Raw genomic sequence first — 22,839 nt, forward strand, 5'->3', positions numbered from 1 at the left:
GGCCCGGCGGGCCTCCGCGCGTTCCCGGCCGGTGCCGTGCCCCGCGCTCAGTGTTCCCGCCGCCGCCTGCGGCCGGCCCACCACAGCCCCGCCGCTCCGGCCGACATCAGCGCCGCGCCCGCCATGCCGAGCGGCACGACCTCTCCCGCGGGCCCCGTCTTCGGCAGCCGGTCGCCGCCCGGTGCCACCGGCTTGTTGTCGGTGCCCAGCAGCAGCGGGGTCGCCGGGGCGTTCGGGGACGGATTCGTCGTACCGAACGGGACCGGGCCCTGCTGCCAGTACGTCTTCTTCCCGTCGCCCGTCTGGACCGGAAGGCAGATCTTTCCGGTCCTGCCCAGATCGAACGTCGCCTCGACGTCGTACGTTTTCGACTCACCCGCGGCGAGATTCCCCGGGGAACAGATGAAACCGCTGTTCGACCCCTCGGGGAGATTCTTCTCGGCCATGGCGGTGCAGCCTTCGACGTTCTTGACCTTCAGGCCGTCGAATCCGACCACCAGCAGCCTGATATCGCCGCTCTCCTTGGTCCCCCCGTTCTTCACCGTGGCGGAAATGGCCGTTTTTTGAGTACTGTTGTCGACCGAGATCCTCTCCGGCAGCAGCGTGGTCACCCGCACGCCCGCCGGGGCTTCGTCCACCGCCTTTCCGCCCTTTCCGCTCCCCGGTCCCCCGTCGTCCGCGACGGCGGAGTGGGAAAGGATCATCACGGTCGAGAAACATGCTGTGAGCAGGGATCCCGTAATGGTGGTCGTCCGACGAGAACTCATGTTCGCCCCCCTTGGCCGCGCCTGAATTCGCGGTACTTGAAGAGGTACCACAAGATTTCTCCGCACTATGCTGGTACGGCCCGAAGTGTGACCATTGTGGTTCGGTCGTGACGGGCGATCGTGGCTGATGTTGAGGGGGGTGCAGAGAATGTCGGCGAATGTACAGGGTGGTGTTCCGGGATTATTGGTGACCGGACGTTATCGGCTGGTCGAGAGTATTGGTCAGGGGGGAATGGGGCGGGTGTGGCGAGCCGCCGACGAAATGCTCGACCGGCAGGTCGCCGTCAAGGAAATGCGCATAGACGGACTCGACCCCGAGGACACCAGGACCCGCCGGGAGCGCACCTTGCGCGAAGCGCGGGCGACGGCCCGGATCGACCATCCCGGCGTCGTCCGCGTCTACGACGTCGTGGACGCGGGGGAGCGGCTGTGGATCGTCATGGAACTCGTCGCCGGCCGCTCGCTCGAACGGATCGTGGCCGAGGGCGGACCGCTGGAGGCGCGCGAGGCGGCCCGTGTCGGGCTCGAACTGGTCGGGGCGCTGCGGCAGGTGCACGCCCAGGGAGTGCTGCACCGCGACATCAAGCCGGGCAACGTCCTGGTCGAGAGCGCCGGACGGAACCGCGTCGTCCTCACCGACTTCGGTATCGCCGCGCTCCAGGACGCCGAGGCCCTCACCATGGTCGGCATGCTGGTCGGTTCCCCCGACTACATGGCGCCCGAGAGGGTCTCCGGCCGCCCGCAGGGCCCGCCCTCCGACGTGTGGTCGCTGGGCGCCACGCTCTGCGCGGCCCTCGGCGGCCGCTCCCCGTTCTCCCGGTCGACCACCCTCGCGACCCTGCACGCCGTTCTCTACGAGGAGCCCGAACTCCCCGCCGAGGTGGGGGACTTGCGGGAGATCCTGGCCGCCCTCCTGGAGAAGGACCCGACCGCACGCCCCGGCCTGGAAGAACTGGAGGCGGCACTCGCGGACCTCGCACCCGTCCCCGCCCCGCGACCCGGATCGGACCCCGTCCCCGCCCCGCGATCCGGCCCGGACCCCATGGCCGAAGCCGGCGCCCGGGAGCCGGGGCCCTTCGGGGTGGCCAACGCCTCCACCGAAGCCGCCTCCGGACCGCGTACGGAGCCCGGCTCCGGGGTCCCCTCCCGGCAGCCCACGCTGCCCGTGCCCGTACCGCCGGAGCCGCACGAACTCCCGGAGCCCGCCGTACCGTCCGGCTCCGCGGGCGGCGGTCTCCGGAGCCACGACCGGAGCCGGAGCGAGAGCGAGAGCCAGGGCCAGGACCAGGACCGGAGCGGGCCGGGTGCCCGGCGGCGCGTGGCATTCGCCGCCGCCGGGGTCGTCGCGGCGGGAGCCGTCGCCTGGGCCGTCGTGGCCCTGACCGGCGGATCGCCCGGCGGCGCGGGTGCCGCCTCGAACTCGTCCGCGTCGACCGCCTCCGGCACCGAAGGCCCCTCGTCCGCGGCGCCCACCGTCGAGGGCACCTCGCGTCCGCCCAGCCTGCCCGCGGGAGCGCGCCGGGAGGCCGGCGGCTACGCCTGGGTGCCCCCCGAGGGCTGGCGGCGCGATCCGCAGACCGGTTCCGAGGTGCACTACACCTCGCCCGACGGCACCCAGGAACTGGCGGCCAAGTCGTCCATCGCCAGGGGGAACCTCCTGGACACCTGGACGACCTCCGAGCGGAACGCCCACCAGGGGCAGGACTACCGGAAGATCCGGCTGGAGCAGACGATGTTCCGCGGCCGGACAGCGGTCGTCTGGGAGTACACCTTCACGCTCAAGGGCGTGAGCTGGCACGCCCGGCTGCTCGGCTTCGACACCGACGGGAAGTCGTACCAGATCAGCACCTGGTACCACCAGGACACCGAGAGCCGGGCCATCGAGGTCTACGACCGGGTCAGGGACGGCTTCACGGTGCTGTGAACAGGGAGGGGCCCGCGGCGGTGTGCCGCGGGCCCCTCCTCACTCGGGCTTCGGGGGCGGGTCAGGCGCCGACCTCGGCCCGGGCCTCCTCGCGCGGGTCGCTCGAGACCGGTCGCGCGGAAGAACGGGTACCCGCGCCGGCCCTCTGCCGGACGAAGGCGATGACCAGCACGATCGCCGCGACGAGCAGCGACAGCAGCACCGTCTCGCGGCCGTCGTGTTCGGTGTCGGTCAGCATGTAGCCGAGCACGAAGACGATCATCGCGGCGGTCGCCCAGGTCAGGTACGGGTAGAGCCACATCTTCACGACGAGCTTCTCCGGCGCCTCGCGCTGGATGATCTTCCGCATCCGGAGCTGCGAGAAGCAGATGACGAGCCACACGAACAGGGCCACCGCACCGGAGGAGTTGACCAGGAAGAGGAAGACCGAGTCCGGGAACTTGTAGTTGAAGAAGACGGCGACGAAGCCGAACACGACCGAGACGACGATGGCGGTCATCGGCACACCGCGCCGGGTGGTCCTGGCGAACGCCTTCGGCGCGTCCCCGCGCTCACCGAGCGAGAAGGCCATGCGGGAGGCGGTGTACAGGCCCGAGTTGAGGCAGGACAGCACGGACGTCAGCACGATGAAGTTCATGATCTGACCGGCGTGCGCGATGCCGAGGGAGTCGAGGGCGGCGACGTACGAGCCCTGCTCCTTGATCGACGGGTCGTTCCACGGCAGCAGCGTGATGACGACGAGGATCGAGCCCAGGTAGAAGACGGCGATACGCCAGATGATGCTGTTCGTCGACTTGGTGACGGCCCGCTGCGGGTCCTCGGACTCGCCGGCGGCGAGGGTCGCGATCTCGCTGCCCATGAAGGAGAAGACGACCAGGAGCACACCGGTGAGGATCGCGCCGGGTCCGTGCGGCAGGAATCCGCCGTGGTCGGTCAGATTGCCCAGTCCCGCCTTCTCGGCGTCGACACCGGGCAGCACCCCGAAGATGGCCAGGCCGCCGACGACGATGAACGCGCCGATCGCCACGACCTTGATCCCGGCGAACCAGAACTCGAACTCGCCGTACGAGCCGACGGAGACCAGGTTGGTGGCGGTCAGCACCACCATCACGATGAGCGCCCAGCCCCACTGCGGTACGGCGGGGATCCAGCCTTCGAGGATGTCCGCGCCGGCGGTGGCCTCCACGGCCAGCACCACGACCCAGAAGAACCAGTACAGCCAGCCGATGGAGAAGCCCGCCCAGCGGCCGAGCGCGCGGTCGGCGTGCGCGGAGAACGAGCCCGAGGTCGGGTTGGCGGCGGACATCTCACCGAGCATCCGCATCACCAGCACCACGAGCGTGCCGACGAGGGCGTACGAGAGAAGGATGCCGGGGCCTGTCGTGGCGATGCCGGCCTTGGAGCCGACGAAGAGCCCGGCGCCGATGACACCGCCGATGGCGATCATCGACAGATGGCGGTTCTTGAGCCCGGCCTGGAGGCCGCCACCGGGTTCTCCGGGGCCTCCAGGGGCCTGTGCGGCCTTCGTGGGGGTCGGCTGCGAGGTCATGAGGGGGATTCCTTTGCGCCGGATGAGCAGATTCCCGTACAGAGCGCCCCACCCGTACGAGCGGTGTACGGGGAGCGCGCCGGTCCGTTGTGGGGACCGGCGTACAAGTTGGTCCAGTGAAACGGAGGCAATCGAATTCGTGAACCTTTGAATCCAGATCGTTACTTGAGGTTTCCTTGAGGTTCTGTAGGCTGGGCCACAGTTTTGCGTTGTGGGACCCGGCGCGACTGCCCCGAAACGGCCGTGTCACACTCGGACCATGCGCGTGTATCTCGGATCCGACCATGCCGGTCTCGAACTGAAGAACCACCTCGTCGAGTGGCTCAAGGCCGCCGGCCACGAGCCCGTCGACTGCGGGCCCCACATCTACGACGCCCAGGACGACTACCCGCCGTTCTGCCTCCGCGCGGCGGAGCGCACGGTGGCCGACCCGGACGGCCTCGGCGTCGTCATCGGCGGCTCCGGCAACGGCGAGCAGATCGCCGCGAACAAGGTCGCCGGTGTACGGGCCGTCCTCGCCTGGAGCGAGGAGACCGCCGCGCTCGGCCGCGAGCACAACAACGCGAACGTCATCTCCGTCGGTGCCCGCATGCACACCCGGGAAGAGGCGACGAAGTTCGTCGAGACCTTCCTCGGCACGCCCTTCACCGGCGAGGAGCGCCACGTCCGGCGCATCGAGATGCTCGCGGACTACGAGAAGACGCGGGAACTCCCGCCGATCCCGGCCCACCACCCGCAGGCGTAACACCGACGGGCCACGTGCCGCGGATCCGAGAGGCCGGCGAACCGCCGGGTCACCGGCCGTCGGACGAGAGAGACAGCAGGAGGAACGGTGCCCGAGGGGCACACCATTCACCGGCTCGCGGAGGACTACCTCGCCGCGTTCGGTGGCCGCGGCGTCCGCGTCACCAGCCCCCAGGGCAGGTTCGGTGACGCCGCGGCCCTCCTCGACGGATCGGTCCTGACCGGGACACAGGCCCACGGCAAGCACCTCTTCCTCGGCTTCCGCCCGGAGCGCTGGATCCACATCCACCTCGGCCTCTTCGGCAAGGTCGCCTTCGGCGGCACTCCCGCCCCGCCCCCCACCGACACCGTCCGCCTGCGACTCGTGAACGAGACCGCGTACGTCGACCTGCGCGGCCCCACCACCTGCGCGCTGATCACGGACGACGAGAAGCAGGCGATACACGACCGCCTCGGCCCGGACCCGCTGCGCCCGGACGCCGATCCCGCCGCGGCCTACCGCCGGGTCTCCCGCAGCCGTACGACGATCGCCGCGCTGCTGATGGACCAGAAGGTCATCGCGGGTGTGGGCAACGTCTACCGCGCGGAGGTCCTCTTCCGGCACGGCATCGACCCGTACCGGGCGGGGAAGGATCTCGGCGCCAGGGAATGGGACGCGATCTGGGCCGACCTCGTGGACCTCATGCGCGAGGGCGTCCGCAACAACCGCATCGATACGGTCCGGCCGGAGCACACCCCCGAGGCGATGGGCCGCCCGCCGCGCGTGGACGACCACGGCGGCGAGGTCTACGTCTACCGCAGGGCCGACCTGCCCTGCCACATCTGTGGCGGCGAGATCAGCACCGCCGATCTCGCCGCCCGCAATCTCTTCTGGTGCCCGGCCTGCCAGAAGGCCTGAGCGCCTCGCGAGGGCGCCGGGTCCTGGAGCCCGAGGCCCTCGGGGACGCCGGGTCTAGAACCCGTGCGGCAGCCAGGGGGCGAGCACCGACGTGAACGCCGTCGACGCCTCCGCCAGCGCCCCTTGCCGCAGTTCACGCACCCTGCCGGCGGCCGCGAGCGAGGCCAGGGACACACCGCCCAGATGGGCGGCCCCCAACTCCCGCACGGTCAGGGCGAGATCGGGAGTGTCCTCGGTCCGGACGCACACCGCGCCCTTGGTGTCGCCGGTGAGCCGCCAACGCCCCTCGTTCCAGGGGCAGAAGGAGTCCTCGACCTCGAACACCACGTCCACCGGGGCCTGATAGGTCCGCGCCTCGAGCGCCGCGCCGACATCGACGAGCCGTACATGCAGCGAGTCCTTCAACCGCAGTTGGCAGCGGCGGATGTCGGAGACCAGGTGCTGCCAGGCGTCGTCCACGGGCCGCCCCCGGGTCCGCAGTGTGGACGTCAGATCGATGTCGAAGAGGAACCGCCACAGTGCGGCCCGCACCGCCGGGTCCAGCCCCTCCAGATCCACCATCGACACCGCGCCGTTGGGCCCGGCCGGGCCCCACTCCGGCTTGACCCGGAAACGCGTGTACCCGACGATCCCGCCGTCCCGCTCGGCGACCACACACTGCAACGGAGAGGCGCCGCCGCGCTCGCTCTCCGGGTCGAGCAGCATGAGCCGCTCCCAGCCGGGCCGGCGCTCCAGCATCCCGGGCCGCCGCGGCACGAGCCGCGCGTACACCGCCTCGCACGCGTCCAGCACCTCGGCCGGCGCCGCGTAGCGCAGCCGTACGTCGTCGGTACCGGGCGGCACGGACAGCCGGACCCGGGCGGTGTCGATCTCCGCGCTCACCGACGAGGTCGCGATGCCGTAGCCGAAGCGCCCGTAGATCACCGGCTCCGACGCGACCAGGACGGCGAGCGCCTCACCCCGGGCACGTACGTCGTCGAGCTGGCGGCGCATCATCGCGGTCAGCACCCCGCGCCGCCGGTGCGTGGCCGCGACGCTCACCATCGTGACCCCGGCCGCCGGCACCGAGGCGCCGCCCGGGACCGTCACACGGAAGGAGAAGGCCCCCGCAGTGCCCACACAGCTCTCCCCGTCCCACACGCCCAGCGAACGGTCGTACTCTGTGAGCGCGTTCCACAGCTCGCGCTCCTCGGACGACTCCGCCACACCCCCGAACGCGCGGATCAGGTTCTCGTACCATTCGTCCCAGTCGGCCTGCCGCAGCACCCGAACGTCAGTCGTCATAGCCCATGCCTACCAGGGCAATGCGGTACGAGCGAGGGAATTTCGCCCGTCCGCGACGGCCCCCGGCACCTCCGTGCCGGTGCGGTTCTCTGTGAAGTTGAGCGCTCGGAGGGGGGACAAGTAGGACCTCCCGTGCCAAGCGCCTGGTCCGATGGATAGGGTCCCGAACTAATGGCAGCAGGACGAGAGCGGCGCGCTGAAGCCGATACGTTCACGGCCCGGTTGAAGATGCAATGGCACCGGGCCCGCACAGGGCTGCGCAGATCCGCCGTCGACTACTTCCGCGGGGACGGTTCCGACTGGATCGCGCTGGCCGGTCTGCTGATCATGATCCCGGTGATCGCCTCCACGACCCTGGTCAACTCGGTGTGGTGCTCACCCGCCGCCCTGGTCCTGCCGATCGTGGCCGGCGGCCTGCTGCTGCGGCCCGCCAGCCTGCTCGGGCTGTACGCGGCCGCCGCCACCGCGCTGATAGTGGAGTCCGTGAAGCTCGGCCCGTACACCGAGGGCCCCTCCCGGGTGACGCCCGGCGTGGTCCTGGTCGTCGCGGCCTGCGGCTTCTTCGGACTGCTGATCGCACAGTTCCGCAGCCGCGTGGGCGTGCCCTGGCGGCGTGGCGGCACCATGCTCTTCGACCTGCGCGAACGCATCCGCGTGCAGAGCAAGCTGCCGAAGCTGCCGGTGGGCTGGCACCGCGAGATGGCGCTGCGCCCGGCGGGCGGCCAGTCCTTCTCCGGGGACTTCGTCGTGGCCGCCCGGACGAACGGCGGCCGGACCCTCGAAGTCGTCCTCACGGACGTCTCCGGCAAGGGCATGGACGCGGGGTCACGCGCCCTGCTGCTGTCCGGGGCCTTCGGCGGCCTCCTCGGCTCCCTGCCGCCGCACGCCTTCCTGCCCGCCGCGAACGGCTATCTGCTGCGCCAGGACTGGGACGAGGGCTTCGCGACCTCGATCCATCTGGTGCTCGACCTCGACTCGGGCGACTACGAGCTCTTCTCCGCCGGACACCCGCCGGGTCTCCAGCTCAGCGCGGGCAGCGGCCGCTGGGAGGAGAAGGCCGCCGAAGGCCCCCTGCTCGGTGTGTACGACGGCGCCCAGTTCGACCCGGTGAAGGGCTCGCTGCGGCCCGGGGACGTGCTCATGCTGTTCACGGACGGTCTGGTAGAGACCGCCGACCGGGACATCGTCGAGGGCATCGACCGGCTCACGGGGGAGGCCGACCGCTATGTCGCCGGCGGCTTCCACGGCGCCGCCTGGCACCTCATCGAGGCCGTGGCCCGGGACGTCAACGACGACCGGGCCCTCCTGCTCATCTGCCGCGACGCGCTGGCCCCGGTACGCTGACGGCCCCCGCGACGCCGGCGGCGGCCCGTACCGAGGAGACACTGATCGCGTGACCCGACCTCTCCTGACCCTGGCCGAAGTCGAAGCGCTCGCCCGCGCGGCGCACGCGGCCCAGACCGACAAGGCCGGCCGGCCGTACGCCGAGCACCTCCAGGCCGTGGCGGACGGCGTCCGCGAGCGCGGCGGCGACGACGACCAGATCGCGGCGGCCTGGCTGCACGACGCCGTCGAGGACGACGCCCTTTCCGAGGAGTGGCTGGACGAAGCCGCGCTGAGCCCTCGTACGAAGGACATCGTGCGGGCGCTCACCAAGGCGGACGGCGAGGCCCCGGAGACGTACGCGCGACGCGTCCGCACCACACGGGGCGCCCTGCTGGTCAAGGCGTCCGACCTGGCGCACAACTCCGACCCGCGCCGCCTCGCGGTCCTCGACGAGCTCACCCGGGCCCGGCTGACGAGGAAGTACGGGACGATGCGCTCCCTGCTGGGGCTGCCGCCGGACTGAACGCCGGCACGCGGAAGGGCGGGCCCGGAGTCTCCCGGGCCCGCCCTTCTCGTCCGCGCCTCGTCCGCCGAGCGGCCACGCGGCCGTCGCCCGGCCGTGTGCCGGACCTCTACGCGGTGGCCTTGACCCGCTCCCGCGCGGTCTCCGCCGGATCCCGCTTGAACGCCCACGCCATCTTCGGCTCCATCGAGAACCGGAAGATCCGCTGGGTGGGCCGGGTGCACAGGGCGGTGACGAGCGCGGCCGCGAGCACCGTCACGAGCACCTCGCCCATCGGCTTGTGCAGCCACCCGTGGTCGAACCAGCCCCAGTACCCGGACGCCTTGACGACGAAGCCGTGCAGCAGATAGCCGTACAGCGTGCCGGCGCCCAGCTTCGTGAACCAGAACGTGCGCCGCGGCACCCAGGCGAAGAAGCAGGCCGTGAGCAGCAGCGAGCAGCCGTAGAGCGCGAGGGTCATGACGACGCCGGCCCACCAGGGGGCACCCATCTCCTGCACGCTGTTGCGGTGGAAGAACCAGTCGGTGCTCATCCGGGGCACCGCCCACCAGCCCACGAGCAGCGCCGCGGCGACGACCGGCACGGACAGGACGCGCACCTCGCGGCGGCGCACGAGCTGGAAGTGCTCGGGCTTCATGAACAGACCGAGGACGAAGAACGGCAGGAACTGCAGCACCCGCTGGAGGTCCAGGTCGTCACCGATCTCGGGCGAGACGGACGCGAGCAGGGCGAGGCACACCGCCACCGGGATCGGCCGGCGGACCAGCTTCCACAGCGGGGTGGTCAGCCGCCAGATGAACAGCGCGACCAGGAACCAGGTGAGGTACCAGGGGTCGAGCAGGCTGATCGGCTGGTCCCGGTCGCCCCCGGCGAAGCGGTCGAAGAGCGAGTACGCCGTCTCGAACAGGACGTACGGGACGACGACGCCGGTGACCAGCCGCTTCAGGCGGTCGGGGCGCATGTCGAAGCTGCGCGAGAAATAGCCGGAGATGATGATGAACGCCGGCATGTGGAAGGTGTACACGACCGTGTACAGCGCCTCCAGGACGCGGCTCTGCCCCTTCAGCGGCTCCCACGCGTGCCCCATGGCCACGAGCACGATCGCCAGGTACTTGGCGTTGTCGAAGAAGGCGTCGCGCTGCTTGGCGGGCCCGGCGCCCGGTGCGGTGTCCGCCGTCGCGGACGTCCGGGGCGGGCGCGGGGTCGGCACTCCGTCCGCCGGCCGCTGTGCCGGGGGGAGTGGTGATCTGTGGTGGCCGTGGGGTCGGAGCGAGTTGGTCACAGGCACTCCCGCCAAGAAATCCGGGGGGCGTTTCTGGACCTCGCTGCGCGTACGGGGGGCGTGGCGGCGTGGAACATCTGAGGCACCCTAGCGTCGTCCGTGCGTTCTCGTGAAACGCCCGATGTCATTTCTGCTTATCGCCTGCGCGTACCCAGGATTCGGAGATGTGTGCCTCCCGATCCGCAAGTGGTTTCACATATCGATTCGCTTACCGGTGAAGGGTGTTCTGTCCTGATTCATGCCGACTTAGCGGCTCATAGCACCCGCGGGCGACTCTGAAGATATGTCCGTTTCGAATGCTTTTGGCGGCCCGTGTGCCGAGGACGCGGTGTGCCGGTGGCAACAATTCGAATTACTTGCGAACGGGATGTGTGGACATGGAAACGATCACCGGGAATTCGCTGGGAGAGGCGCCTTCGAATTGCCCCGCGGGGCAGTGTTCCCGGTGTGCTCCCGTGCGGGGCGGGGCGGCGTGACCCGGGTGGGGCGCGGGCTCGCTCCGGAGTCGGGGCCCGGTCAACGATGCGTCACCTGCCGCATACGAGAGGCCGGTTGGTGGCACGATGGTTCTGGCGGGGGTGTGCGGGGCTGCACCCCCGGGCCGGGAGAGCGGACCGACCGTAGGGTGTGATCAGTTGTGGCCATTTCGCTGTCAGTGGTGCTGCTGTTGGCGATCATCCTCGTGGTGTTGATCCGAGGGGGATCCATCAAGCCGGGGCCCGCCATCGTCGCGGTGCTCTTCGGCTTCTTCCTCGCGTCGACCGGTATGGCTCCCTCCATCAACCGGTTTCTCGACTCGATAGCGGAGACCATCAACTCGATCAGTTTCTGAACGGGACGCGGCGAGAGCGCCCCTCACCGGATCGCGGAGAGGCGCCGCCCGACCCGCGTTGGGCGCACGCCGGCGACCGCGCGCCGCCCACGTACGTCCCCGCGCCCGAAACTCCGGCGGACCGGACCCGAAACTCCGGCGAACCGGAACGTCCCCGGAAACGACGAGAGCCAGGCGGAGAGGAAACAACCCTCCGGCCTGGCTCTACGTCTTTTGGAGCGGGCGACGGGAATCGAACCCGCGTAGCTAGTTTGGAAGACTAGTGCTCTACCATTGAGCTACGCCCGCACAGCACGCGCCGCAGGTCAGCGACCGCGGCACAGAATGCATCGTAGCGGGTCGACGGCCCGCAATGCACACCCCGTTCCCGTCCGCGTCGGCGCTCGCGAAATGCTGCGGCCGCACTGCCTGCGGGCATGTACCCTACGTGTCGCACCGACGGGGTGTGGCGCAGCTTGGTAGCGCGTCCGCTTTGGGAGCGGAAGGCCGTGGGTTCAAATCCCGCCACCCCGACCACCGGCAGGGCCGCGCCGGATCCGCCCGGACAAGATCGCCTTTTGGGGCGTGTACCGCCTGCGGTTACTATGCAAGCTGCGTGCCCGTATGTCTGCACTGTTACGTCTCTCAAGGGCCGCGGAATCCGCCCAGGGCTCTGCCCGGTCGGTAGCGGCACGCAGCAGAACCCCCCAAGAAGTCAGCCACAAGGAGACCGAACCGTGAAGAGCGCCGTGGAGACCCTGAACCCGACTCGGGTTCGGCTCACTGTCGAGGTGCCCTTCGAGGAGCTCAAGGACAGCCTCGACGCGGCGTACAAGAAGATCAACCAGCAGGTCACGGTGAAGGGCTTCCGGAAGGGCAAGATCCCGGCGCGCGTCATCGACCAGCGGTTCGGTCGCGGCGCCGTGCTCGAAGAGGCCGTCAACGACGCGCTCCCGAAGTTCTACACCGAAGCGGTCAACGAGGCTGAGCTGAATGTCCTCGGCCAGCCCGAGGTCGACATCACCGAGCTGAAGGACGGCGAGACGCTGAACTTCACCGCCGAGGTCGACGTCCGCCCGGCCATCGAGATCCCGGACTACTCCGGCATCGAGGTCGAGGTCGACGCCATCGAGGTCAGCGACGAGGACGTCGAGAAGGCCGTCTCCGACCTGCGCGAGCGCTTCGCCTCGACCTCCCCGGTCGAGCGCGCCGCCCAGGACGAGGACGTCGTCACCCTGGACCTCGAGGCCAAGGTCGACGGAGAGATCCTGGAGGACGGTGTCGCCAGCGGCGTCTCGTACACCATCGGCTCCGGCGAGCTGCTCGAAGGCATCGACGAGGCCGTGAAGGGCCTGGAGGCCGGTGGCGAGACCACCTTCACCTCCGAGCTCAAGGGCGGCTCCGCCGCCGGCAAGGAGGCCGAGGTCACCGTCAAGGTCACCCAGGTCGCCGCGCGTGAACTGCCCGAGCTGGACGACGAGTTCGCGCAGCTCGCCTCCGAGTTCGACACCCTCGACGAGCTCAAGGCGGACAGCCGCAAGCGCCTCGAGAACATGAAGCAGTACGACCAGGCCACGCAGGCCCAGGAGCGCGTCCTGGAGAAGCTGCTGGAGCTCGTCGAGGTGCCCGTCCCCGAGAAGCTGCTCGAGGACGAGATCAACACCCGTAAGCACAACCTCGAGCACCACCAGCTCGGCCAGATGGGCCTCGACCTCGCGAAGTACCTGGAGATCCAGGGCAAGACCGAGGAAGAGTTCGACGCTGAGACCAAGGAAGCCGCGGTCAAGGGCATCAAGACGCAGTTCGTCCTCGACGAGCTCGTCAACAAGGAGAAGCTGAACGTCAACCAGGAGGAGCTCACCGAGCACCTCATGCGTCGCGCGGCCTCCTCCGGCATGTCCCCCGACCAGTTCGCCCAGGCCGTCGTCGAGGGCGGCCAGGTTCCGATGCTCGTCGGCGAGGTCGCCCGCGGCAAGGCCCTCGCGGTCGTCGTCGAGGCCTCCACGGTCAAGGACACCAACGGCGAGATCGTCGACCTGGACGACGAGGAGGACGAGACGGCCGAGACCGTCGAGGCCACCACGGAGTCCGAGGAGACCACCGAGGCCTGATCGCCTCAGCCTCAGCAGCAAGCCTTGACGGGCCCCCGGGGACTTCACGTCCCCGGGGGCCCGTCCGCTTACCCGGGTACGCCGGGAACCCCGGGAAGTCCTCTCCGAGGTCCCCGCAGGCTGACCCAGGGGCGCGGGGAACTGCGCGGGCGATCCCCACCGCCCCGCAGCCGCGTCCCGGCCGCGGGGCCCCCACCGGGTGCGGCCTTCCGGGGGCGCCCCGCAACGGCCCCGAGCCGGTCGACGGAGGCCGGCCGGAGCCCTGGTGAAGCCACCACGGCGCATGCGCTCACAGCGAACAGTTCCCTCTGCGGGATTCCCCGGAGGGACCCGCGCGTTAGGGTCCATGAATACGAGGGCAGGGGAGTCTCCGGACGCCGTCGGGAGGCGGCGCGGAACCCGGGGTCCCAGGCCCTGCAGAAGACGTGAGACGGCCCGGCGCCGTCGTAAGACGAGCAGGTGGATACGTGACGAATCTGATGCCCACAGCTGCCGGCGACCCTATCGGCGGTGGCCTCGGCGACCAGGTCTACAACCGACTGCTCGGCGAGCGGATCATCTTCCTCGGCCAGGCGGTCGACGATGACATCGCCAACAAGATCACGGCGCAGCTGCTGCTCCTTGCCGCCGACCCGGACAAGGACATCTACCTCTACATCAACAGCCCCGGCGGATCGATCACGGCCGGCATGGCGATCTACGACACCATGCAGTTCATCAAGAACGACGTGGTGACGATCGCCATGGGCATGGCGGCCTCGATGGGCCAGTTCCTGCTCAGCGCCGGTACGCCCGGCAAGCGCTTCGCCCTGCCGAACGCCGAGATCCTGATCCACCAGCCCTCCGCGGGCCTCGCGGGCTCCGCGTCGGACATCAAGATCCACGCCGAGCGGCTGCTGCACACCAAGAAGCGGATGGCGGAGCTGACCGCTTTCCACACGGGTCAGACCGTCGAGCAGGTCACGCGTGACTCGGACCGCGACCGTTGGTTCGACCCGATCGAGGCCAAGGAGTACGGCCTCATCGACGACATCGTGCCCACCGCTGCCGGAATGCCGGGCGGCGGCGGCACCGGGGCGTCGTAAGCCCCTCCAGCGCCCGCGAGAGCGGCGCGGGGCCCCTTCCCGCCCTTCCAGTGGGGCGAGGCCCCCAGCGTGCCCTCAGCCGACCGCTCAGCCCTTTTCAGGTTTTCCAGGAGACACAGTGAACGACTTCCCCGGCAGCGGCCTCTTCGCCCGCACGCAGGCCGAGTACACCGGTCCTCGCGCGGAGTCCCGCTACGTCATCCCGCGCTTCGTCGAGCGCACCTCTCAGGGCGTGCGTGAGTACGACCCGTACGCGAAGCTGTTCGAGGAGCGCGTGATCTTCCTCGGCGTGCAGATCGACGACGCCTCCGCCAACGACGTCATGGCGCAGCTGCTGTGCCTGGAGTCGATGGACCCCGACCGTGACATCTCGGTCTACATCAACAGCCCCGGTGGCTCGTTCACGGCCCTCACGGCCATTTACGACACCATGCAGTTCGTGAAGCCGGACATCCAGACGGTCTGCATGGGCCAGGCCGCCTCGGCCGCCGCGATCCTGCTGGCCGCCGGTACGCCGGGCAAGCGCATGGCGCTCCCGAACGCCCGTGTGCTGATCCACCAGCCCTACAGCGAGACCGGCCGCGGGCAGGTCTCGGACCTCGAGATCGCCGCGAACGAGATCCTCCGGATGCGCGGCCAGCTCGAAGACATGCTGGCCAAGCACTCGACCACGCCGATCGAGAAGATCCGCGAGGACATCGAGCGCGACAAGATCCTCACGGCCGAGGACGCGCTGGCCTACGGCCTGATCGACCAGATCATTTCCACCCGGAAGATGAACAACTCCGCGGTCGTGTGACGTATCGCTGTATCGTCTGCCGCTCCTTGGCGCGGTTCACGACAAAGTGAACCGCGCCAAGGGGGGCCCGAACGAGGGGCTCGGCAAGGTACCGTCGGACATAAGGCAGCACCAGGAGCCGCTGGATCCAGGCGGCTCCCAGGCGAAGGGGAAGCACACCGTGGCACGCATCGGTGACGGCGGCGATCTGCTCAAGTGCTCGTTCTGCGGCAAGAGCCAGAAGCAGGTCAAGAAGCTCATCGCAGGCCCCGGTGTGTACATCTGCGACGAGTGCATCGACCTCTGCAACGAGATCATCGAGGAAGAACTCGCGGAGACGAGCGAGGTGCGCTGGGAGGAACTCCCCAAGCCCCGCGAGATCTACGAGTTCCTCGAGGGGTACGTGGTCGGGCAGGAGTCGGCCAAGAAGGCCCTCTCCGTCGCGGTGTACAACCACTACAAGCGCGTCCAGGCCGGTGAGAACAGCACGGGCCAGAACCGCGAGGACGCCATCGAGTTGGCGAAGTCCAACATCCTTCTGCTGGGCCCCACGGGCTCCGGCAAGACGCTCCTGGCCCAGACCCTCGCGCGCATGCTGAACGTTCCGTTCGCCATCGCCGACGCGACGGCGCTGACGGAGGCCGGGTACGTCGGCGAGGACGTCGAGAACATCCTGCTGAAGCTGATCCAGGCCGCCGACTACGACGTCAAGAAGGCCGAGACCGGGATCATCTACATCGACGAGATCGACAAGGTCGCCCGTAAGAGCGAAAACCCGTCGATCACGCGCGACGTCTCCGGTGAGGGCGTGCAGCAGGCCCTGCTCAAGATCCTCGAGGGCACGACGGCCTCGGTGCCGCCGCAGGGCGGACGCAAGCACCCGCACCAGGAGTTCATCCAGATCGACACGACGAACGTCCTGTTCATCGTGGGCGGCGCCTTCGCGGGCCTGGAGAAGCTCATCGAGTCCCGGGCCGGCGCGAAGGGCATCGGCTTCGGCGCGACGATCCGCTCGAAGCGCGAGCTGGAGTCCAAGGACCAGTTCGAGGCGGTCATGCCGGAGGACCTGGTCAAGTTCGGCATGATCCCCGAGTTCATCGGCCGTCTCCCGGTCATCACCTCGGTCCACAACCTGGACCGCGAGGCGCTCCTGCAGATCCTGGTCGAGCCGCGCAACGCGCTGGTGAAGCAGTACCAGCGACTCTTCGAACTCGACGGTGTGGAGCTGGACTTCGAGCGTGAGGCCCTGGAGGCCATCGCCGACCAGGCCATCCTGCGCCAGACCGGCGCCCGCGGGCTGCGCGCCATCATGGAGGAAGTCCTCCAGGCCGTGATGTACGAAGTCCCGTCCCGCAAGGACGTGGCCCGCGTCGTCATCACCGCCGACGTGGTCCTGCGCAACGTCAACCCGACCCTGATCCCGAGGGACGCCCGCCGCGGCGGCCCGGGCGAGCAGAAGACAGCGTAGGCACAAGCACCAAGAACGAAGGGGCGCCCGGCGATTGGATCGCCGGGCGCCCCTTCGTTTCGTGCTCGTGCTCGCGGGCGCATCCGTGCCGCCGTGCCGGGCGCCTCACCCGGAGGGGGCGAACGCCCGTGCGGGGCCCGGCCGACCGGCCGGGCCCCGCACGTCGAACCTGTTCCGCGGACGGCGTCAGATCTTCTGACGGACGTCCTTGCGGAGCTTCGCGGCGATCTCGGCCGCGGCCTCGGGCGTGCTGCCCTTGCCGGCCATCATGCTCGCGAAGTCGATCGGCATCACGAAGCCCAGCGTGCTGTGGTCGCCCCAGATGCAGACCGGCATCGTGAACTCCTTCGGCCCGGCGGCAGCGCCGGAGGAGTCACTCTTGACCTTGATCTCCTGGCACTTGAGGACGGCACCGTCGAGCGCGCTCGGCGTGTACGCCTTCGGGCTGCCGACGAGCTCGCCGTCCTTGGTGCCTTCCTTCTCCTGGTTCGTCTTCATGTCGGCGAACATGTTGTCGACGGTCTTCTCCGGGTCGTCGATGGTTCCCCAGACACCGCCGAACGAGATCTGCTTCGCCGCCAGCGGGTTGCTCTTGTCACCCGACTGGTAGGCCGCGTTGACGTCCTTGGGGTTCTTCACACCCCAGCCCTCGGCGTCCTTGAGGTCGTCCTTGGTCATGCCGCCACCGCTGTCGCTGCTGTCGGTGGACTTCTTGTACTCGCCACCGAGGACCGCCGCCGGCGTCGTCAACTTGTGCGGGCCGTCGTTGGCCACGTCGGAGCCGCTGCTGCCCCCGAGCACGAGGTACGCGCCCACCGCGATGGCCGCGACCACGGCCACGCCGCCGATGATCAGGGCCGTCTTCTTCTTGCCGCCGGACGGCTCGGGAGGCATCGGGACCGTGCCGTACGGAGGCTGCTGCCCGTAGGCCGGCTGCTGGCCGTACGGGGGAGTCTGCGGCGGGACACCCGGAGCCTGCTGGGGGTAGCCGTAGCCGGGCTGGGCCGGGGGAGCCTGCTGGGGGTAGCCGTAGCCGGGCTGAGGGGCAGGCGGCTGCTGGCCGTAAGGGCCCGGCTGACCGCCCGGCTGACCGTAGGGTCCGGGCTGCTGGGGCTGCCCGCCGTACGGGCCCGGCTGGTTGTAGCTCATTTCTGGGTTCCCCTCCGCATGCCTTATGTGTTCCTGACATCCTGACGCACAGGTCGGACAGCCAGGTCCGCAGGGGGTGCACCGTTACGAAGTAATCCCGTTTCGGGACCGGGGCGTGACGCCCCTAAACTGATCCCGTGACCGAGAACGCTCAGCAGCAGCCATCCGAGCCCATCACCGAACTGCCGACCCAGTACGCGCCGGCCGATGTGGAGGGGCCGCTGTACGAGCGCTGGGTAGAGCGCGGCTATTTCGAGGCCGACGCGAAGAGCGACAAGCCTCCGTTCACGGTGGTCATCCCGCCGCCGAACGTCACCGGCAGCCTGCACCTCGGGCACGCCTTCGAGCACACCCTCATCGACGCCCTCACGCGCCGCAAGCGCATGCAGGGCTTCGAGACGCTGTGGCAGCCCGGCATGGACCACGCCGGCATCGCCACGCAGAACGTCGTCGAGCGCGAGCTGGGCAAGGAGGGCAAGTCGCGGCACGACCTCGGCCGGGAGGCGTTCGTCGAGCGCGTCTGGCAGTGGAAGGCCGAGTCCGGAGGGCAGATTTCCGGCCAGATGCGCCGCCTCGGTGACGGCGTCGCCTGGTCGCGCGAGCGCTTCACGATGGACGAGGGCCTGTCCCAGTCCGTCCAGACCATCTTCAAGAAGCTGTACGACGACGAGCTGATCTACCGCGCCGAGCGCATCATCAACTGGTGCCCGCGCTGTCTGACGGCCATCTCCGACATCGAGGTCGAGTACCAGGACGACGACGGCGAGCTGGTCTCCATGAAGTACGGGGAGGGGGACGAGTCCATCGTCGTCGCCACCACCCGTGCCGAGACGATGCTCGGTGACACCGCCGTCGCCGTCCACCCGGGCGACGAGCGGTACAAGCACCTCGTCGGCAAGCTCATCAGGCTGCCGCTGACCGACCGTTCCATCCCGGTCGTCGCGGACGAGCACGTCGACCCCGAGTTCGGCACCGGCGCCGTCAAGGTGACGCCCGCCCACGACCCGAACGACTTCGAGATCGGGCAGCGCCACGGCCTGCCCAACATCGCCGTCATGGACGAGCACGCGGTCATCACGGTCCCCGGCCCCTTCCAGGGCCTGGACCGGCTCGAGGCCCGTTCCGCCATCGTCGGCGCCCTGCGCGCCGAAGGCCGGATCGTCGCCGAGAAGCGGCCCTACAGCCACTCCGTCGGCCACTGCTCGCGCTGCAAGACCACCATCGAGCCGCGCCTGTCCATGCAGTGGTGGGTCAAGGTCGGCCCCCTCGCGAAGGCCGCGGGTGACGCCGTCCGCGACGGCCGCGTCAAGATTCACCCGCAGGAGATGGAGAAGCGGTACTTCGACTGGGTCGACAACCTCCACGACTGGTGCATCTCGCGGCAGTTGTGGTGGGGTCACCGCATCCCGGTCTGGTACGGGCCGAACGGCGAGATCGTCTGCGTCGGTCCCGACGACGAGGCCCCGACGGGCGAGGGCTGGCACCAGGACACCGACGTCCTCGACACCTGGTTCTCCTCCGGTCTGTGGCCGTTCTCCACGCTCGGCTGGCCCGAACAGACCGAGAGCCTCGCGAAGTTCTACCCGAACTCCGTCCTGGTCACCGGCTACGACATCCTCTTCTTCTGGGTCGCCCGGATGATGATGTTCGGCCTGTACGCGATGGACGGCACCCCGCCGTTCCACACCATCGCCCTGCACGGCATGGTCCGCGACCAGTTCGGCAAGAAGATGTCCAAGTCCTTCGGGAACGCGGTCAATCCGCTGGACTGGATGGACAAGTACGGCAGTGACGCCCTGCGGTTCACGCTCGCGCGCGGCGCCAACCCGGGCGTCGACGTGCCGATCGGCGAGGACTGGGTCCAGGGCTCGCGCAACTTCGCCAACAAGATCTGGAACGCCACCCGCTTCGCGCTGATGAACGGCGCGACGGTCGAGGGCGAACTCCCGCCCGCCGAGGAGCTGTCGGCCACCGACCGCTGGATCCTGTCCCGGCTGAACGCGACGGTCGCCGAAGTCGACGCCCTGTACGAGGACTTCCAGTTCGCCAAGCTGTCGGACGCGCTGTTCCACTTCGCGTGGGACGAGGTCTTCGACTGGTACGTCGAGCTGTCCAAGACGACGTTCATGGCGGGCGGCGAGCCCGCGAAGGTCTCCGGCCGGGTCCTGGGCGAGGTCCTGGACGTCACCCTCCGCCTCCTCCACCCGATCGTCCCGTTCGTCACGGAGACCCTCTGGACCACCCTCACGGGCGGCGAGTCGGTCGTCGTCGCGGACTGGCCGACCGACTCGGGCTTCCGTGACACCGCGGCCGAGCAGGAGATCGAGAAGCTCCAGCAGGTCATCACGGAGGTCCGCCGCTTCCGTGCCGACCAGGGCCTCCAGCCCGGCCAGCGGGTCCCGGCCCGGCTGACCCTCGACGGGACCGCGCTGGCCCCGCACGAGGCGGCCATCCGTCAGCTCCTGCGGCTCCAGCCGGAGGGCGAGAGCTTCTCGGCCACGGCGACCCTGCCGGTGGCGGGTGCCACGGTCGCGCTCGACCTGTCGGGCACGATCGACGTCGCCGCCGAGCGCAAGCGTCTGGCCAAGGACCTCGCCGCCGCCGAGAAGGAGAAGGCCCAGGCGAACGCCAAGCTCGGCAACGAGGCGTTCCTCGCCAAGGCGCCGGACAACGTCGTGGACAAGATCCGCGGCCGGCTGGCCAAGGCGGACGAGGACATCGCCCGCATCCAGACCCAGCTCGAACGGCTGCCGGAGGCGTAGCCACACCCCAGCCAGGCAGAAGGCCCCCGGAACTCCCCAGTTCCGGGGGCCTTCTGCCCGCACCCGACCTTCTCTCGCCCCCTCCGCCCCTGCCCGTCCCGTACCTGGGGGCTGCCGCCCCCCAGCCCCCGCTTCGGCCTGACGGCCTCGTCCTCAAACGCCGGACGGGCTGGAACTTTCCGGTGCCGGGCAGGAGAACTCAGCCCCTCCGGCGATTGAGGAGCGGGGGGGGCCGGGGGCAGCGTCCCCGTGACGGGACGGGTAGGGGCGGAGGGGGCGAAAAACCCCACACGGCCCCACACGCCCCCACACCCCGCGGCCTCCGTAGACTGGCACCGTGAGCGACCTCCCCCCGCACGACAGCAGCGCGTCCGACGACCCGGAGCGTGATCCGCTCGGTCTCTTCGAGGAGATCGTCGAGGCAGAGACCGACCGCGACCCCGACCTCGCGGTGATCGAGGCCGGCAGCCGCACCCTGCGGACCCAGGGCGCCGGCGGTCACCAGGCCGACGTCCCCGTGAGGCCCTCCGACCCCGAGATCGACAAGGCGCTGCGCGAGGTGGAGGCCGAACTCGCCACCCGCTGGGGCGAGACGAAGCTGGAGCCGTCCGTCGCCCGGATCGCGGCGCTGATGGACGTCCTCGGGGAGCCGCAGCGCGCGTACCCCTCGATCCACATCACGGGCACCAACGGCAAGACCTCCACCGCCCGTATGGTCGAGGCCCTGCTCGGCGCGTTCGACCTGCGCACCGGCCGCTACACCAGCCCCCACGTGCAGTCGATCACCGAGCGGATCAGCCTCGACGGGGCGCCGATGGCCGCCGAGCGCTTCGTGGAGACGTACAACGACATCAAGCCCTACGTCGAGATGGTCGACGGGCAGCAGGAGTACCGGCTGTCCTTCTTCGAGGTGCTCACCGCGATGGCGTACGCCGCCTTCGCCGACGCGCCCGTCGACGTCGCCGTCGTCGAGGTCGGCATGGGCGGAAGCTGGGACGCCACGAACGTGATCGACGGGGACGTCGCCGTGGTGACCCCCATCGACCTCGACCACACCGACCGGCTCGGCGAGACGCACGCCGAGATCGCCACCGAGAAGGCCGGCATCGTCAAGCAGGACGCCACCGTCATCCTCGCCCAGCAGCCGGTCGACGCGGCCCAGGTGCTGCTGAAGAAGGCCGTCGAGGTCGACGCGACGGTGGCCCGCGAGGGCCTCGAATTCGGCGTCGTGTCCCGGCAGATCGCGGTCGGCGGGCAGCTCCTCACGCTGCGCGGCCTCGGCGGGGAGTACGAAGAGGTCTTCCTGCCGCTGCACGGCGCCTACCAGGCGCACAACGCCGCCGTGGCGCTCGCCGCGGTCGAGGCGTTCTTCGGCGTCGGCTCGGCCCACGCCCAGCGGCTCGACATCGACACCGTGCGCAAGGCGTTCGCCTCGGTCACCTCGCCCGGCCGCCTGGAGATCGTGCGCCGCTCGCCCACCGTGGTGCTCGACGCCGCGCACAACCCCGCCGGCGCCCGCGCCACCGCCGAGGCCGTGAGCGAGGTCTTCGACTTCAGCCGGCTGATCGGCGTCGTCGGCGCGAGCGGCGACAAGAACGTACGGGGCGTGCTCGAAGCCTTCGAGCCGATCTTCGCTGAGGTCGTCGTCACCCAGAACTCCAGCCATCGCGCGATGGACGCGGACGAACTCGCCGGGATCGCCGTCGAGGTCTTCGGCGAGGACCGGGTGCAGGTCGAACCGCGCCTGGACGACGCCCTGGAGGCCGCGATCACGCTCGCCGAGGAAGAGGGCGAGTACGCGGGCGGGGGCGTGCTGGTCACCGGTTCCGTCATCACGGTCGGCGAGGCCCGACTGCTCCTGGGGAGGGGCTGACTCTCGTGCGTACGCTCTGTGCTTCCACTCTGATCGGCGAGGTCTTCGTCATCGGCTTCGCCGGGCTCGTCGCCATGAAGGACCCCGATCTGTCCACGGCCACGGTCTGGACGGTCTGCGGGGTCCTGATGGCGCTGAGCGTGCTGCTGTGCGGCATGATCACGCGGCCCGGCGGTGTCCAGCTCGGCTGGGCGCTGCAGATCCTGCTGATCGCCGGCGGCTTCTTCGTGCCGTCGATGTTCGTCCTGGGCGCCGCCTTCGCCGCCCTGTGGTGGGCCTCGGTCCACTACGGCCGGAAGATCGACGAGGCCAAGGCCAGGTTCGCCGCGCAGGCGCAGGCGCAGGCCGAGCCGGAGGGCAACCCGGCCTAGGCAGTCTCCGAGCCCCGGTGCCTGTCCGAGTCGGACAGGCACCGGGGCCCGGCCGGTGGGGCGCGTGGGCGCTCGGTACCGGCGGACGGAGGTGTGGGCCCGTATCACCTGACGCTGTGTGACAGCGACCCGGA

Annotated in this window: 18 protein-coding genes and 2 tRNA genes; 14 read left to right on the forward strand and 6 right to left on the reverse strand. The window is 69.7% G+C overall.

Annotated elements, in window-relative coordinates; translation table 11 throughout:
* Positions 1–47: 47 nt before the first annotated feature.
* Positions 48–767, reverse strand: coding sequence for an LPXTG cell wall anchor domain-containing protein (locus ACIQ7M_RS09465; RefSeq protein ID WP_403641727.1), 720 nt, complete (start codon positions 765–767; stop codon positions 48–50).
* Between the two features lie 232 nt (positions 768–999).
* Between ACIQ7M_RS09465 and ACIQ7M_RS09470 the strand changes: the two genes are divergently transcribed.
* The gene (locus tag ACIQ7M_RS09470) at positions 1,000–2,691 is read left to right on the forward strand and encodes a protein kinase (RefSeq protein ID WP_403642223.1); all 1,692 of its coding nucleotides are present in this window, start codon (positions 1,000–1,002) and stop codon (positions 2,689–2,691) included.
* Between the two features lie 61 nt (positions 2,692–2,752).
* Here ACIQ7M_RS09470 and ACIQ7M_RS09475 read toward each other — a convergent pair whose 3' ends face one another.
* Positions 2,753–4,240: an amino acid permease gene (locus ACIQ7M_RS09475; protein ID WP_403641730.1), complete on the reverse strand. Its 1,488-nt coding sequence runs from the start codon at positions 4,238–4,240 to the stop codon at positions 2,753–2,755.
* 259 nt (positions 4,241–4,499) lie between these two features.
* Between ACIQ7M_RS09475 and ACIQ7M_RS09480 the strand changes: the two genes are divergently transcribed.
* Entirely contained in the window at positions 4,500–4,985 is a 486-nt protein-coding gene (locus tag ACIQ7M_RS09480; protein ID WP_403641733.1) for a ribose-5-phosphate isomerase, read from the forward strand.
* A gap of 87 nt (positions 4,986–5,072) precedes the next feature.
* On the forward strand, positions 5,073–5,882 hold the full coding sequence (locus ACIQ7M_RS09485) for an Fpg/Nei family DNA glycosylase (protein ID WP_386982856.1): 810 nt from the start codon (positions 5,073–5,075) through the stop codon (positions 5,880–5,882).
* A 54-nt stretch (positions 5,883–5,936) separates the two neighbouring features.
* Here ACIQ7M_RS09485 and ACIQ7M_RS09490 read toward each other — a convergent pair whose 3' ends face one another.
* A complete protein-coding gene (locus ACIQ7M_RS09490) occupies positions 5,937–7,166 on the reverse strand; it encodes a GNAT family N-acetyltransferase (protein WP_403641737.1) in 1,230 nt (409 codons plus the stop codon).
* 171 nt (positions 7,167–7,337) lie between these two features.
* Here ACIQ7M_RS09490 and ACIQ7M_RS09495 point away from each other — a divergent pair, with 171 nt between their 5' ends.
* Positions 7,338–8,510 carry a PP2C family protein-serine/threonine phosphatase gene (locus ACIQ7M_RS09495; RefSeq protein ID WP_355770017.1) on the forward strand — a complete coding sequence of 391 codons (1,173 nt, stop codon included), beginning with the start codon at positions 7,338–7,340 and terminating at the stop codon, positions 8,508–8,510.
* A gap of 49 nt (positions 8,511–8,559) precedes the next feature.
* On the forward strand, positions 8,560–9,015 hold the full coding sequence (locus tag ACIQ7M_RS09500) for an HD domain-containing protein (RefSeq protein ID WP_355770015.1): 456 nt from the start codon (positions 8,560–8,562) through the stop codon (positions 9,013–9,015).
* 109 nt (positions 9,016–9,124) lie between these two features.
* On the opposite strand, the gene ACIQ7M_RS09505 is transcribed toward ACIQ7M_RS09500, so the two are convergent.
* Complete coding sequence (locus ACIQ7M_RS09505) at positions 9,125–10,297, reverse strand: acyltransferase family protein (protein WP_403641741.1); 1,173 nt, start codon at positions 10,295–10,297, stop codon at positions 9,125–9,127.
* Positions 10,298–10,934: 637 nt separating this feature from the next.
* On the opposite strand from ACIQ7M_RS09505, the gene ACIQ7M_RS09510 reads away from it, so the two are divergent.
* Positions 10,935–11,129 carry a hypothetical protein gene (locus tag ACIQ7M_RS09510; RefSeq protein WP_189314022.1) on the forward strand — a complete coding sequence of 65 codons (195 nt, stop codon included), beginning with the start codon at positions 10,935–10,937 and terminating at the stop codon, positions 11,127–11,129.
* Between the two features lie 214 nt (positions 11,130–11,343).
* On the opposite strand, the gene ACIQ7M_RS09515 is transcribed toward ACIQ7M_RS09510, so the two are convergent.
* A tRNA-Gly gene (locus tag ACIQ7M_RS09515) sits at positions 11,344–11,417 on the reverse strand.
* 151 nt (positions 11,418–11,568) lie between these two features.
* On the opposite strand from ACIQ7M_RS09515, the gene ACIQ7M_RS09520 reads away from it, so the two are divergent.
* From ACIQ7M_RS09520 to clpX, 5 genes are all read left to right on the forward strand, one after another.
* Positions 11,569–11,645: transfer RNA gene (locus ACIQ7M_RS09520), tRNA-Pro, on the forward strand.
* A 200-nt stretch (positions 11,646–11,845) separates the two neighbouring features.
* Positions 11,846–13,219, forward strand: a complete 1,374-nt coding sequence (gene tig / locus ACIQ7M_RS09525; RefSeq protein ID WP_355775063.1) for a trigger factor — start codon at positions 11,846–11,848, stop codon at positions 13,217–13,219.
* Between the two features lie 479 nt (positions 13,220–13,698).
* Positions 13,699–14,304, forward strand: a complete 606-nt coding sequence (locus tag ACIQ7M_RS09530) for an ATP-dependent Clp protease proteolytic subunit (protein ID WP_037618823.1) — start codon at positions 13,699–13,701, stop codon at positions 14,302–14,304.
* A gap of 118 nt (positions 14,305–14,422) precedes the next feature.
* Complete coding sequence (locus ACIQ7M_RS09535; protein ID WP_339129346.1) at positions 14,423–15,103, forward strand: ATP-dependent Clp protease proteolytic subunit; 681 nt, start codon at positions 14,423–14,425, stop codon at positions 15,101–15,103.
* 160 nt (positions 15,104–15,263) lie between these two features.
* Positions 15,264–16,550 (forward strand): ATP-dependent Clp protease ATP-binding subunit ClpX, encoded by a 1,287-nt coding sequence (clpX, locus tag ACIQ7M_RS09540; protein WP_151471405.1) that lies wholly within the window; start codon positions 15,264–15,266, stop codon positions 16,548–16,550.
* A gap of 186 nt (positions 16,551–16,736) precedes the next feature.
* On the opposite strand, the gene ACIQ7M_RS09545 is transcribed toward clpX, so the two are convergent.
* Complete coding sequence (locus tag ACIQ7M_RS09545) at positions 16,737–17,699, reverse strand: hypothetical protein (protein ID WP_403641747.1); 963 nt, start codon at positions 17,697–17,699, stop codon at positions 16,737–16,739.
* 137 nt (positions 17,700–17,836) lie between these two features.
* Between ACIQ7M_RS09545 and ACIQ7M_RS09550 the strand changes: the two genes are divergently transcribed.
* The 3 genes from ACIQ7M_RS09550 to ACIQ7M_RS09560 all read left to right on the forward strand — a co-directional run bounded on the left by ACIQ7M_RS09550 (position 17,837) and on the right by ACIQ7M_RS09560 (position 22,705).
* Positions 17,837–20,461: a valine--tRNA ligase gene (locus tag ACIQ7M_RS09550; RefSeq protein WP_403641750.1), complete on the forward strand. Its 2,625-nt coding sequence runs from the start codon at positions 17,837–17,839 to the stop codon at positions 20,459–20,461.
* Positions 20,462–20,798: 337 nt separating this feature from the next.
* Positions 20,799–22,334 (forward strand): folylpolyglutamate synthase/dihydrofolate synthase family protein, encoded by a 1,536-nt coding sequence (locus ACIQ7M_RS09555; protein ID WP_355776124.1) that lies wholly within the window; start codon positions 20,799–20,801, stop codon positions 22,332–22,334.
* A 5-nt stretch (positions 22,335–22,339) separates the two neighbouring features.
* A complete protein-coding gene (locus ACIQ7M_RS09560) occupies positions 22,340–22,705 on the forward strand; it encodes a DUF4233 domain-containing protein (protein WP_355776122.1) in 366 nt (121 codons plus the stop codon).
* Positions 22,706–22,839: the final 134 nt, after the last annotated feature.

It is taken from the genome of Streptomyces sp. NPDC096324 (assembly GCF_044763015.1).
In the GTDB taxonomy this organism is placed as follows: domain Bacteria; phylum Actinomycetota; class Actinomycetes; order Streptomycetales; family Streptomycetaceae; genus Streptomyces.